Genomic DNA, 13,326 nt, shown 5'->3' with positions numbered 1-13,326 from the left:
AGCAGCTGTGAGTGACAAGGAGAACGGGAACCAGGCCGACTTCGTCGTAGTGGCGAACCGGCTACCGGTGGACCTCGAACGCACGTCGGACGGTGAACGCCGCTGGACGGCCAGCCCGGGTGGGCTCGTCTCCGCGCTGGAGCCGTTCCTGCGGTCGCGAAAGGGCGCCTGGGTGGGCTGGCCGGGCATCCCGGACGTCGACGTCGAGGAGTTCGACGACGACGGCCTGGTGCTGCACCCCGTCTCGCTCAGCGCCGACGAGGTCCGCGACTACTACGAGGGCTTCTCCAACGCCACGCTCTGGCCGCTCTACCACGACGTCGTCGAGCGCCCGGTGTTCGACCGGGCGTGGTGGAACAGCTACGTCAAGGTGAACCGCCGGTTCGCGAAGGCCAGCGCCGACGTCGCCGCCCAGGGCGCGACCGTCTGGATCCAGGACTACCAGCTGCAGCTGGTGCCGGCGATGCTGCGCGAGCTGAGACCGGACCTGCGCATCGGCTTCTTCCTGCACATCCCCTTCCCGCCGGTCGAGCTGTTCATGCAGATGCCGTGGCGCGCCGCGCTCATCCGCGGCCTCACCGGCGCCGACCTGGTCGGCTTCCACCGCCCCGGCGGCGCGCAGAACTTCCTCTGGCTGTGCCGCCAGCTGATCGGCCTCGAGTCGACGCGCGGCGCGGTCGGCGTCCGGTCGCGGCCGGGCACCATGCAGGTCGGCGACCGGACCGTCCGGGTCGGCGCCTTCCCCATCTCCATCGACGCCGCCGGCCTCGACAACCTCGCCCGGACCAAGGGCGTCCAGGAGCGCGCCGCGCAGCTGCGGCGCGACCTCGGCAACCCGAAGATCGTGATGCTCGGCGTCGACCGCCTCGACTACACCAAGGGCATCGACCTGCGCCTGCAGGCGCTGCACGAGCTGCTGCACGAGGGCAGGCTGCAGCCGGACGACGTCACGTTCGTCCAGCTCGCCACCCCCAGCCGCGAGCGCGTCGAGCACTACCAGCGGATGCGCGGCGAGATCGAGCAGATGGTCGGCCGGATCAACGGCGAGTTCTCCCGCGTCGGCCACCCGGTCGTGCACTACCTGCACCAATCGGTCGACCGCACCGAGCTGGCCGCCTTCTTCACCGCGGCGGACGTCATGGTCGTGACGCCGCTGCGTGACGGCATGAACCTCGTCTGCAAGGAGTACGTTGCCGCCCGGCACGACCTCGGGGGCGCGCTGGTGCTGTCGGAGTTCGCCGGCGCGGCCGCCGAGCTCTCTAGCGCATTCCTCGTCAACCCGCACGACCTGGACGGGGTGAAGGACGCTTTGGTAGCTGCCATTACGCTCGACCCGGCCGAGGGCCGTCGCCGGATGCGCGCCATGCGTCGCCAGGTCCTCACTCATGACGTCGACCGATGGGCGCGCTCGTTCCTCCAGGCCTTGGGCACGGAGGCGGTCGACTGACTGAGGGTTATTCGGGTTAGGCCGCCGCAACGGGCCGCAGCCGGTGCACCGGCTGTAGCTTGCGGCGGCCGACGGCTGAATAATCCTCACTTGTCCCCCCGACCCCATGCACGAGCTCCTGAGGAGGAGTGTTGACTGCCGAGGCCCTGCCCGCCGAGCTGCGGCGTGCGATCGTCCAGATCGCCCGCACGCCGCGCCTGCTGGTCGCTTGCGACTACGACGGCACGCTGGCACCCATCACCCTCAACCCGGACGAGGCACGTCCGCTGCCGGAGTCCGTGGGCGCCCTCAGATCGCTCGCCGGGCTGCACGAGACGACGACCGCGGTCATCTCCGGCCGCGCCCTGCGTGACCTGGCGACGCTGTCGCGGCTGCCCTCCGAGGTGAACCTCGTCGGCAGCCACGGCTCGGAGTTCGACATCGGCTTCATCCACGCCCTCGACGAGAAGGCGCGCGACCTGCACCGGCGGCTGGAGGCCGAGCTGGAGCAGCTCGTGCTGGACGTCCCGGGCGTGTCGCTGGAGGTCAAGCCGGCCAGCATCGCCGTGCACGTGCGCCGCGCCGAGCACGAGGCCGGGCGCCGCGTGCTCGCGGCCGTCCACTCCGGACCGTCCACATGGGAGGGTGTGTCGACCACCGACGGCAAGGAGGTGGTCGAGCTCGCGGTCGTCCAGACGGACAAGGGCCGCGCGCTCGACATCCTGCGCCACCAGGTCGGCGCGACCGCGGCGATCTTCCTCGGCGACGACGTCACCGACGAGAAGGCCTTCGCCCGCCTGTCCGGCCCGGACCTGGGCATCAAGGTCGGCGACGGCGAGACGCTCGCCGGCTTCCGGGTGCCGGACACCGTGGACGTCGCGCTGGTGCTCGGCTTCCTGCTGGAAGAGCGGCGCAACTGGCTCTACGGCGAGTCGGCGCCGCCGATCGAGCGGCTGTCGATGCTGGCCAACGAGCGTTCGGTCGCGCTGCTGACGCCGGACGCGAAGCTGACCTGGCTCTGCCACCCCGGCCCGGACGCGCCCGCCGTGTTCGCCGACCTGCTCGGCGGCGAGGGCGCGGGCCACTTCTCCATCAAGCCGCACCGCAACGGCCTGCCGCTTGGCCAGCGCTACCTGCCGAACACGATGACGGTCGAGACGCGCTGGTCGCGCCTGCTGGTCACCGACTACCTCGAGCCGGAGAGCCCCCAGCACCGGACCGATCTCGTTCGCGTGATCTCGGGCGAGGCGGTGGCGAGCGTCAAGTTCGCGCCGCGCCCCGAGTTCGGCGGCGTGCCGGTGAAGCTGGAGATCGTCGAAAACGGCCTGCGGGTGCTCGGCACGTCCGAGCCGTTCGTGCTCTATTCGCCGGGCGTCGAGTGGACCCTCACCTCCGACGGCCTGCACGACACCGCCAGCGCGCTGGTCCAGCCGACGCCGACCCAGCCGGTCGTGCTGGAGCTGCGCTGCGGCACCACCGACCTCGGCCCGCACGAACTGTCCGAAGTGGAGCGACGCGACCGCGCCGGCCGCTACTGGAGCGAGTGGACGTCGAAGCTGCAGCTCCCGACCGTGCAGACCGACCTGGTGCTGCGTTCGGCGCTGACCCTGCGCGGCCTGGTCAACACCGACACCGGTGGCGTGCTCGCCGCGGCGACGTCGTCGCTGCCGGAGGAGATCGGCGGCGTCCGCAACTGGGACTACCGCTACTGCTGGATCCGCGACGCCGCGATGACCGTGCGGGAGCTCGTGCACCTGGGCTCGATCGAGGAGGCCGAGGGCTACCTGCGGTGGCTGCACGGCGTGCTCGCCACGCTGGCCGGCCCGGAGCGGCTGCACCCGCTGTACACCTTGGCGGGCAGCGTGATCGGCGCCGAAGCGGTCATCGAATCGCTGCCCGGTTATGCCGGTTCTCGCCCGGTTCGCGTCGGCAACCTGGCGAACCACCAGGTGCAGCTGGACGTCTTCGGCCCGGTCGTCGAGCTGGTCGGCACGCTGGCCGCGGCGCGCAGCGACCTGCGCGACGAAGACTGGCAGCTGGTCCGCGCGATGGCGGAAGCCGTGACGCGGCGCTGGAACGAGCCCGACCACGGGATCTGGGAGGAGCGGCACGTGCCGCGCCACCGGGTCTACTCCCGCGTCATGTGCTGGGTGACCATCGACCGCGCGATCAAGCTCGGCGAGCAGTACGGCCGCGAGATCCCCGGCAACTGGCAGGGATTGCGCGAGGAAATCAAGCACGATGTCCTCACGCACGGCTGGAACGACGAGGTCCAGGCCTTCACCACGGCTTACGACGGCACGGACCTCGACGCGGCGTCGCTGTTCGTCGGGCTGACCGGCCTGATCGACCCGGCCGACGAGCGGTTCCAGCAGACGGTGACCGCGATCGAGGCGGAGCTGCGCAGTGGGTCCACTGTGTACCGTTACCGCCGCGACGACGGCCTTCCCGGCGGTGAGGGCGGGTTCCACATCTGCGCGGCGTGGCTGATCGAGGCGTACCTGCTCACCGGGCGGCGCACCGAGGCGCAGGAGCTGTTCGACCAGATCGTCGCGGCCGCCGGCCCGACGGGGCTGCTGCCCGAGCAGTACGACCCCATCGCGGAACGGTCCCTCGGCAATCATCCGCAGGCCTATTCCCACATCGGGCTGATCCGGTGCGCCAACTTGCTGGCGGCCAGTTAGCCCTTTCGGTCTGAATCTCCGTGGAGGCCACCGCGAGGAACCCCGAGTTCCTTATGGTGGCCTTCACGGCGTTCGGAGGTGAGGTGGATGCAGGGCACTTCCGGGCAGGTCGAGTTCGTGCCGCTGCCACCCCGGTTCGCCGAGCGGGTGCGCGCGGGTTCGGTGGTCGTCGGGTGCTCGATGATCGCCGCGATGGTGCTGCTGTTCGGTCTCCAGACGTTCCTGGAGAGCCTCACCCACGGCCACGCCCTGCCGGAGTCGCTGATCGGGAAGGCCGCGGTCGTGCTGCCGCCGCTGGGCGTGCTGGCGATCGCGGTGCTGGTGCTCTCGGCACGGCGTTGCCTGCGCGGTGACTACCTGGTGGTCGCGACGGCGGCGTCGGCGCGCACCGCGCTGCTGTGCACGTACGTGCTGACGCTCGTGCTGATTCTCGGGCTCTTCGCGGCCTCGATCGTGCTCCGGCTGCGGCCGGACGTACTGACGACGCTGGCCACCTTCGCCTTCGCCACGTTGGGGTACGTGGCCGGGATGTTCTTCGTGCGGCCGTCGGTGCAGACGCTGCGGAAGTTCAGCGATCACCCGATTTGGTGAGGAAGGCCGACCAGGCGGCGGGGCTCAGGTGCAGTTCGCCGTCGGGAGCCTTGGAGTCCCGCACGGCGACGGGCGCGCCAAGCGCCACCTCGACACAATCACTGCCCTGGCCATCTGTGCTGTAGCTGCTCTTGACCCACCGTGCGTCTACAGTGGACACCGCAGCCTCCCGCTCAGAGCCGTTCGATCAGCGCGATCGAGTCCTCCGCGTCCAAGGCCCGATCGGCGAAATCCTTGAAGGCCAGCTTAGCAGCGGCGACCTCCCCCTCCTTCTCAACGTGAACTGAGCCGAAGATGTGCTCGACGTAGGCGATGTCCGGCTCCTGGGGGTCATCGAAGCTCGCGATGATGAGGTTGCCGTTCTGACCCGCGTAGGCACCGACATCCTCCGGCACCACTTGGAGGGTCACGTTCGGCAGCTGAGCCCGCTCGATCAGGTGCCGCAGCTGCTCCTTCCTCTCCGCCTGCCCCAGGATCGGCCTGCGAAGCGCGTACTCGTCGATGATCGCGTGGAACCGCAGGATCGGCGGGTCGGTGAGCCGCAGCTGCCTCAGCAGCCGCACGGTGACCTGGTTCTCCAGCACCTTCGGCTTCATCTGCACCCGCGCCGCGGCGAAGACCTCGCGCATGTACGCCTCGGTCTGGAGCAGTCCGGGGATGTAGCCGAACTGGAAGACCTTCACCGCGCTCGCCTCGGCCTCGATCGGCAGGAACCCGCGATTCCCCACCCCGTAGTGGTGCCACCAGCCCTTCTCCTTGGCGCGGTCGTAGGCGGCGATGTACTCGTCCCAGTCCGAAACGACCACGTTGTACCGGTCCAGCAGCGCGCGAAAGTCGTGGTAGGGCGGCAGGTACCCCATCTCGATGCGCGACATCTTGCTCGTCGACATGCGCAGCGGCGCGCCGGCTTCGTCCTGCGTCATGCCGAGCCGTTCGCGCATGCGCTTCAGCTGACGCCCCATCTGCCGGGCGGGCAGGTTCGGCTCACCCACGGTGTCTGACCCCTCGGAACCACATGGGCACGGATAGTAAGGCCCGGGTCCGGCAATCTGGGATTCCCACGTGCAGAAGTTTCTTTGCACAACTTTCTTTGCACGGCTACAGTGGGGCCATGACCAGCGCTCCACCACCGGAAGAACTGGACCCGGACGTCCTCAAGGCCGTCACGCACCCGTTGCGCCGCCGGATACTCGGCGTGTTGTCCGCGGGCCCGGCCACCGCCACGAAGCTCGCCCGGACGCTCGGCGAGAACACCGGCGCGACCAGCTACCACCTGCGGGAGCTGGCGCGGTTCGGGTTCGTCGAGGACGTCCCTGAGCTCGCCAAGGGCAAGGAACGGTGGTGGCGGACGCGGCCGCGGGACATCCGGTGGCCGCGCCGCAGTGCGCAGAGCGCCGAATCCCGCGTGCTGTTCGACGACATGCAGCGCCAGGGGTTCGAGGACGACCTCGAAAAGCTGAACCGGTTCGCGGAAACGCGCGAAGGGCTGCCCGGCGACTGGCCGGACGCGCTGCTCTACGCGCGTGGCGGCACGTGGCTCACCGCGGAGGAACTGAAGCAGTTCTGGGACGACTACATGGAGCTGTTCCGCCGGTACTGGCGGCCCGAGGACGACCGGTCACCGGAAGCGCGGCGCGTGCTCGTGCGCCTGCTCGCGTTCCCGGATCCAGGGGAAAAAACATGACAGGGGATCTCACATGCGAAGAGGGGCTCTACTACTGGCCGGGGTGATCCTGGCTGTCACGGCGTGGGCGCCACCGGCTTCGGCCGACGCGAGCGACGTGACTTTCACGAACGGCGGAGTGACGTTGCACGGCAGCGTCGTCGCACCGCCCGGGGGAACGAAACTGCCGGGGCTGGTGATGGTCCACGGCTCGGGGGAACACAGCCGCGAGGACTACCGAGACCAGGCGGAAGCCTTTGCGCGGCAAGGAATAGCGACGCTCATCTACGACAAGCGGACCGAGGGGTATTCGCAGTTCTCGCGGTCGTACTCGACACTGGCGGACGACGCGCTGGCGGCCGTCGAGGCGTTGCGGAAACGGCCGGAGGTGGATCCGTCACGGGTCGGCGTCTGGGGGTTGAGCGAAGGCGGCTGGGTGGCACCGCTGGCAGCTTCCCGGTCCGCTGACGTCGCTTTCGTCGTGACACTGGGGGCGAACGGCGTGGAGCCGTCGCGGCAACAGGCGTGGGCGATCGAGAACCAGCTGCGGCGCCTGGGAATGGACGGCTCGATGGTCCGGATGGCGTCGTCGACGATGATGCGCCAGCTGGTCGGCGGCGGCGTGTTCCCGGAGGCGTACTACGACCCGGTGCCGGTGCTGAAGAGCCTGCGCCAGCCGGTACTCGGGCTGTGGGGCGCGAAGGACGTCCTGACGCCGCCGGGGGAAGCGGTCCGGATCTTCCAGGAGTCCGTGGGCAGGTACACGTTGCGGGTGTTCCCGGACGCGCAGCACCAGCTGCGCCGCACGACGGACGGCTACGACAAGCTGCCCGGCTACGCGCCCGGGTACTTGGAGCTGGTGGGCACGTGGGTGCACGACCTGCCCACAGCTTCTTCGGCTGATGCACCGCCTTCGCAGGACCGGCCGAGCACCGCGGTCACCTCTTTGAGGTGGTACGAGTCGACGTGGCTCCAGCTGGCGGTGCTGGTGTTCCTGCTGGTGGCGTTCGGTTTCGCCCTGCGCCGCGGCACCCGCCGGCTGGGCGTGACCGGGTTGCTGACGGTGATCGGGTTCCTGGTGGTCGACGTGCTGATCCAGACGTCGATGGGCAAGAGCCTCGGCCCGGTGGTGCTGGGCCGGCCGTTGCCGTGGCTGGCGGTACAGCTGCTGGCGGTGGGCACGGTGGCCGCCACCATCGCCACGGCGGTGACGTGGTGGCGGCACCGAACCCCGCGTCTCGGCGTGGCTCTGGCCGGCGGCGTGGTGTTCGTCCCCTGGGCGGTTTATTGGGGACTGCTGGGGATCTAGGCGGAGTAGCCCTTCGGCGGGATCAGCGTCGCGAGCTGGTCGAAGCTGAGCCAGTAGATCTGGTTCCCGCCGAAGCTCGCCGGATCCGCGATCTTGACGGTCATGTCCGAGCTGTCGTAACCGATGATCGTGAAGTAGTGGTAGATGGTGTAGTTCGGGTAGCCGGGCGGGTGGTTGTTCGCCGGCGCGACGATGTTGGCGACGATGGCGTAGCCGTTGTCGATGTCGAGGGTGATGTCGCGCCAGAGCAGGTCGCGCTGGGCCTGGGTGGGCGGATCGTTCGGCATCTCTTTGGTTTCGTACCAGGAGGTGCCGAGGTCGGCGTTGAGGACGCCGGTGACCTGCCCGATCCAGTCGGTGCCGTTGGTGGTGGTCCCGAGCTGCGCGGCGAGAGTGCCTTGGCTGGGCAGGTTCCCGGTCCTCGCCGACATGGCGATCCGGGTCGCGGCGGGGCCGCACCAGTAGCCGGTTTCCTGAACTTGGTACTGGATGTTGAGAACGGCTTCGGTACGGGCTTGGGCAACGGCAGGCAGCCCGACGAGCCCAAGGGCGGCGACGAGCGCGACGAAGCCGGCGCGGAATCTACGCATGACGATCCTTCCCCAGTTGTGACGCCGGTTGGTTGGCGTCTCACGAGGATGATCGCGGGGCGGGGTGGGGTCCGTCTCTCACCCCGCCCCGGATGGATCACGCCGAAAGGTGGTCTTTGACCTGTTTCAGCCACTCGAGGCAGGTCAGGCCATCGCGGGCGGGGTCGTAGCTGGCCCAGCCCTCGACGAGCCAGATCCGGTGCGCGACGACGTCGTCCATCCCCGCGGCGAACAGGGCATCCAGCTCGGCCACGATGGCCTGCTTCTCGTCGTCCAGGCCCCCGTAGACGTCATCGATGAGGTCGAGCGGCGTGTCGGCGTCCAGGTCGTAGTCCTGGTGGAATTGCTCGGCGAGCTCGAGGAGCGCGTCGAAGGGAGGCGTCGCCTCCACCGGGAGCGCACTGGTCCTGGCCTGCACCTGCCGGGCGAAGGGCCGTAGCGCGACCTGCCGCAGTTCGACCAGCTCGGCCATGGCGGTCTCCGAAGCCGCCAGTTCCGGGTAGGTGACCACCAGCTCGTACCCGTCGCCTCGAGCAGCTCGCCAACCATCCGGGACCGCGCTGTCGAGGACCTCGAACACACTGGTCGCGTACCACTCGGGCTGCCTGTGCTCGTTGCGGACGAGGAACGCCGGGCCCTTCTCGAACAGCGCGAACCCGTAGACCTCGTATTCACGGCCGCGAGTCAGCTGAAATTCGGGTGGACGGATGAAGGTCAAGCCATAGTCCGGCGCCACCCGCTGACCGCCGGATTCGGCGGTGCACTTCGTGATCATCGCAACTCCATCAAAGCAGGTTGCCGGGACCGCGTGGTCCCGGCAACCCGTGCAGATCCGTCTTGTCAGTTCAGGTAACTGGTCTTGATGTAGTAGCCGTCCGGCAGACTCGGATTCCGGACGAGCACGGTGATGGCGTGTGTCGGTGTTTCATGCGCCACTCCGTTGACGAGAATCCGCCCTTCCGACCCGGTGACGGGCGTGGTGATCGTCAATGGCTTCGTGCCGTTCACCTTCCAGTCCGCGATCTTGGCGGCGTTTCCGTCGAGGTTCTTCTGCGTGATCCGCTCCGCCGTGGGCAGGTCGTTGAAGGTCGACGATCGCCCGATCTTGCGCGCTGCCAGTTGGGCATCGGTGCGGCCCACATGCTTGGCGATGGCGTGGCCGCCCGCGGCCTCGTGGTAGCCGAGGTTGCAGTTGTGGACGAGCAGCTGCGCGTCGGTGATGTAGTAGTTGTGATCACCTTCGACCTCGAAGTTGTAAACCGTGGTCGGCGCCCGGGCGCTCGTGATCCCGGTGATCGCCTGCTCTTCACCGCCGAGCGTGGTAAGCCGGTCGCCCACGCGAAGCTCGCCGGCATCCGTCCAGCCCTTGCCGACCACCCAGAACGGGTGCTGTGGGGTGACCTGCAGCGACGTTCCCGTGGTGGTGACGGTGAGGATCTCATCGGCGTGCTTGGAGAACAGGCCGACCACACCACGCAGCTCCGAGCGCCCGGTGGTGAGGTCTCGAGCCCAGACGTGGTCACCGACCGCGATCCGCTCGATCGGCACCTGGCCGTGCTCGGTGGCGACGGTCGTGCCCGCCGGGAAGCAGTTGCACGCGACGCCGGTCGGCACTCCCCTCGGCGGCTTGGCCTTCCACTTGCCGCCCGGTCCGATCGTGAAGTCCGCGAACGACGCCAAGAGCAGGAACGCCATCGGGTCGTCGTTGCCCGCGGGATCCGGCCCACCGGCGCCCATGCCCAGCACCGCCGCCTCGAAGGTGCTGTTGCACAGGTCCGAATCCTCTCGGCAGGCATCGACCAGGAGGTAGAAGATGCCGGTCCGCGGGTCGGCCCACGGGTACTCGGCGGAGAAGTACTTCTCCTCGTCGCCGGCCAGCAGCCGCAGCAGGATCGGGATGAGCCGCTGCAGGTCGGGTGAGTCCTTGCCCAGTCCGACACCGTTCAGGTAGTAGACCCCGGTTTCCGGGTCGTAGAACAAGACCAGACCGTGGCCGTAGTCGATCTCGTCGAACGCGTCGGGCAGCGGCAAGGGAGGGCGACCCTGCGCCGCCTCGTCGGCGGCCTTGTCGGCGGCGTCCTGGTCGGCCTTGCGCTTCGCTTCCTCCGCCCGGTCGGCTGCCTTCCCGGCCTCGATCGAGCTGTCCAACGCGTTCTTCGCCGCCTGCGCGACGTTGTCCGCGTGGATGCGGGCATCGTCGGCCGCCGCTTCCGCCTTGGTCGCGCTGTCCTCCGCCCGGCTCGCCGCGTCGCGCGCGGCGGCGGCGTCGCCCTCGGCCCGGCTGGCCGCCGACCGCGCGGCGGCCGCGTCACCTTCCGCCGCCGAAGCCGCCCGGCCCGCGATCGCCGCGTCGTTGCTCGCCGCGTTGGCCGCGTTCCTGGCCCGGACCGCGTCGGCCTTCGCCTGCGCGTCCGCCTGGGCGGCCCGGCCACTCGCGGCCCGGGCCGCGGCACCGTCGACGGCCGCGTCCGCGGCGGCTCGCTGGGCTTCGGCCGCCGAGTTCGCGGCCGCCGACGCGGACCGCGCGGCCGCCGCGGAGGCGTCGTACGCCGGCTTGATCTCGCCCGCCGCCCGGGCCGCCGCGTCCGCCGCCGCCTGCGCCGCGACGAGAGCCTCGTCCGCGCGGGTCTTGGCCGCCTGGGCCTGCTGGTCGCCGACCAGCTTCGCCTGCTGGGCGACCAGCACGGTGAAGTCGGCCGCGATGTCGGTTCCGCTGAACGGCGTCGCGACGCTGATCGCGGTGTTGGCCGGGTCGGTGATCGCCTGCGACGACGACCTTGCGGCCATCGCGGCATTGACCGCGAGGTTCGCCTGGGTGGCCGCGGACACGGCTTCGTTCGCCGCCGCGTCGGCCTCCGCCTTCGTGCGATCGGCCGCGAAGAGCGCCTGCATCGCCTCGCCGGACGCCTGCTCCGCCAGCGCGGTGGCCGTCCGGGCGGCCTCGGCCGCCTTGGCCTCGTTCGCCGTGGCGTCCGCCGCCGCGGCCTCGGCCCGCAACGCCGCGGCGTGCGTCGCCGCGGCCTCGGCTTCGGCCTTGCGTGCCGCCGCGTCGGCGCGTGCCGCCGCGGCCTGCGCTGCCTGCGCGGCTGCCCTGGCGCGGGCTGCCGCACGGGTGGCTTCGGTGGCCGCCCCTCGCGCACCCGCCGCCGCGCCCGTCGCGGTGTTCGCCGCTCCGCGCGCCGCGGTCGCCGCGGTGCGGGCCGTGCCGGCGTCCTGACGCGCGCGGGTCGCCGCGTCACGGGCCGGCTGTTCGTAAGCCCCGCCCCGGGCCGCGGCCGCGCCCGCTTCGAGAGCGGCCGCACGGGCATCGGAGGCCAGCTGAGCCGCTTCGGCCGCGTACGCGCGATCGCGCGCACGGCGTGCGTTGTCTTCTTCGCCGCGCGCCTTGATTTCGAGATCCGCGGTGATGCCGTCCTGGATCCGGGCGTCGTCGAGCGCGCCGGCCGCGATCCCGGCTTGGCGGTCGGCTTCCCGGCGAGCCGAGTGGGCGGTCGCGGCCTGCTGGTCCGCGCGCAGGCGGGCCGAGTGGGCGTTACCGCGCTCGCGTTCGGCCGTCGCCCGGGCTGCCGCCGCGTTCGCCGCTTCGCGTTCGGCGGTGATCCGGGCGTTCTTGGTCCGTTCGGCCGCGGCCCAAGCCTCGCCTTCCGCCTGTTCGGCGGCGATCCGCGCGGCCTTGGTGCGAGCGGCCGCGTCCTTCGCGGCGTCCGCCTGGACCTTGGCGGCGTCGGCGATCTTGGCCGCCGCGCGAGCGTGCTCCTCGGCGTGCAGCCGCCACTGCTTGGCTTCCTCGGCGTGCCGTTCCGCCTCTTCCTGCGCGTTGCGGGCCTGGTCGGTGTAGGCCGTCGCGTCGATCGCGTGCTGCGCGGTCTCGGAAGCGGACACCGCGGCCTGGGCCGCGTCGGCCATGCCCGTCGCCATCTGCGCCCACTGGACGCCGTAGGTCAGACCGGTGTCGACCAGGATGTTCGCTTGAACCTGAGCCGTCGCCGCCGCCTGCTGGGCGTCGGTCGCGGCCTGCCGGGCGTAGCCGAGCTGACGCGCCACTTCGTTCTTCACGTCGTCGAACGCCGACGGCGGGTGCTGACCACCCGCCTTGTTCGCGACCAGGATCTGCTCGGCGCGACGGGCTTCGGTACCGGCCGAAACGAGCGCGTTGGCGGCCCGCTCGAGCGCGCGGACGCCGTTGCCGTGCGCGACCAGCAGGTCGTGGCGCGCCTGCGCCGCCCGTGCTGCGCGTTTGGCCAGGTCGGAAAGGTCCTCCGCGGCCTTGATCCGGGCTCGCTCGGCCTCGATCTGCTGTTCACGGGCTTCCGCGTCGGCCTTGGCCGCGTTCAGGTAGCCGGTCGCCAGGAAGGCTTCGATCGCGGCATCGCCGCCGAGGAGGGCCTGCTCGGCCGCCGCTTTCACGGCCGGTCCGCCGGCGCCGGTGAGGAGCTGGACGCGGGAGCGGTTCTGCGCCGCCCTGGTCTGCGCGTCCTGGGTGACCTGGTCGTCGCGCTGCTTGGCGACGTCCTTGCCGTACGCCAGGAAGAGCCTGCGATCGGAGTCGCTGCCCGCCAGCACCCGGTCGACTTCGGCGTTGAAGTAGGGCCCACCGGTACCGCGCATCGGCTCGATGAGGGCGCGGTCGGCCGCGGCCTCACGGGCTTTGCGCTCGGCCGCGCGGTGCTGGGCTTCGACGAGCCCGGTGTCGAGGAACGCCATGATCGCCGGGCCGCCCGCGGCCAGCGCGGCCTTGGCGGCGTCCCGGACCTCGGGGTCTTCGGCCAGCTCGGCGTTGTCGGCGACGAGCTGGCGGAACCGCGGGTCACCCCAGTCCGGCACGCCGGTCTGGCCGTCCCACGGCTGGTACAGCTCCTCGGGCGGACTGTCCGACGGCACCGGGTCATCTGCGAGCTGTGCGGCGACCGGCGCCGCCGCGAGCGGGTGCGGCGCGGCGGCGGACGGCTGCAGCAGCCCGGCCAGCAGGGTGACGGCCAGCGCGCCCGCCACCGCGGATCTCTTCAGGTTCACGACTCTCCCCAAGACGTCGCGGGGCCCGGCACCCGGAGGTGCCGGGCCCC

10 protein-coding genes are annotated in these 13,326 nt (G+C 70.6%); 5 read left to right on the top strand and 5 right to left on the bottom strand.

The features are described 5' to 3' along the window. Positions 1-7 precede the first annotated feature (7 nt). The 3 genes from ABFJ78_RS06045 to ABFJ78_RS06035 all read left to right on the top strand — a co-directional run bounded on the left by ABFJ78_RS06045 (position 8) and on the right by ABFJ78_RS06035 (position 4,701). On the top strand, positions 8-1,447 hold the full coding sequence (locus ABFJ78_RS06045) for an alpha,alpha-trehalose-phosphate synthase (UDP-forming) (RefSeq protein ID WP_436384690.1): 1,440 nt from the start codon (positions 8-10) through the stop codon (positions 1,445-1,447). Between the two features lie 131 nt (positions 1,448-1,578). Then, positions 1,579-4,110 carry a trehalose-phosphatase gene (otsB, locus tag ABFJ78_RS06040; RefSeq protein WP_436384688.1) on the top strand — a complete coding sequence of 844 codons (2,532 nt, stop codon included), beginning with the start codon at positions 1,579-1,581 and terminating at the stop codon, positions 4,108-4,110. 87 nt (positions 4,111-4,197) lie between these two features. Beyond that, entirely contained in the window at positions 4,198-4,701 is a 504-nt protein-coding gene (locus tag ABFJ78_RS06035) for a hypothetical protein (RefSeq protein ID WP_436384686.1), read from the top strand. On the opposite strand, the gene ABFJ78_RS06030 is transcribed toward ABFJ78_RS06035, so the two are convergent. Then, positions 4,679-4,789 (bottom strand): DUF397 domain-containing protein, encoded by a 111-nt coding sequence (locus tag ABFJ78_RS06030; protein WP_436385400.1) that lies wholly within the window; start codon positions 4,787-4,789, stop codon positions 4,679-4,681. The two genes, ABFJ78_RS06035 and ABFJ78_RS06030, sit on opposite strands and share 23 nt — an antisense overlap. A gap of 85 nt (positions 4,790-4,874) precedes the next feature. After that, positions 4,875-5,693 carry a helix-turn-helix domain-containing protein gene (locus ABFJ78_RS06025; protein WP_436384685.1) on the bottom strand — a complete coding sequence of 273 codons (819 nt, stop codon included), beginning with the start codon at positions 5,691-5,693 and terminating at the stop codon, positions 4,875-4,877. 119 nt (positions 5,694-5,812) lie between these two features. On the opposite strand from ABFJ78_RS06025, the gene ABFJ78_RS06020 reads away from it, so the two are divergent. Together ABFJ78_RS06020 and ABFJ78_RS06015 are read left to right on the top strand one after the other, a co-directional pair. Next, positions 5,813-6,385, top strand: a complete 573-nt coding sequence (locus ABFJ78_RS06020) for an ArsR/SmtB family transcription factor (protein WP_436384684.1) — start codon at positions 5,813-5,815, stop codon at positions 6,383-6,385. Between the two features lie 43 nt (positions 6,386-6,428). Beyond that, the gene (locus tag ABFJ78_RS06015; RefSeq protein ID WP_436385399.1) at positions 6,429-7,673 is read left to right on the top strand and encodes an alpha/beta hydrolase family protein; all 1,245 of its coding nucleotides are present in this window, start codon (positions 6,429-6,431) and stop codon (positions 7,671-7,673) included. Here ABFJ78_RS06015 and ABFJ78_RS06010 read toward each other — a convergent pair. The 3 genes from ABFJ78_RS06010 to ABFJ78_RS06000 form a co-directional block, all read right to left on the bottom strand. Then, entirely contained in the window at positions 7,670-8,263 is a 594-nt protein-coding gene (locus ABFJ78_RS06010; protein WP_436384683.1) for a C39 family peptidase, read from the bottom strand. The two genes, ABFJ78_RS06015 and ABFJ78_RS06010, sit on opposite strands and share 4 nt — an antisense overlap. A 97-nt stretch (positions 8,264-8,360) precedes the next feature. Further along, positions 8,361-9,038: a contact-dependent growth inhibition system immunity protein gene (locus ABFJ78_RS06005; protein WP_436384682.1), complete on the bottom strand. Its 678-nt coding sequence runs from the start codon at positions 9,036-9,038 to the stop codon at positions 8,361-8,363. Between the two features lie 65 nt (positions 9,039-9,103). Beyond that, entirely contained in the window at positions 9,104-13,276 is a 4,173-nt protein-coding gene (locus ABFJ78_RS06000) for a polymorphic toxin-type HINT domain-containing protein (protein ID WP_436384681.1), read from the bottom strand. Positions 13,277-13,326: the final 50 nt, after the last annotated feature.

The organism is Amycolatopsis sp. MEPSY49 (assembly GCF_051337345.1).
GTDB lineage: Bacteria > Actinomycetota > Actinomycetes > Mycobacteriales > Pseudonocardiaceae > Amycolatopsis.
The sequence above is the reverse complement of the archived record's forward strand: the minus strand, read 5'-3'. Positions and strand labels throughout refer to the sequence as shown.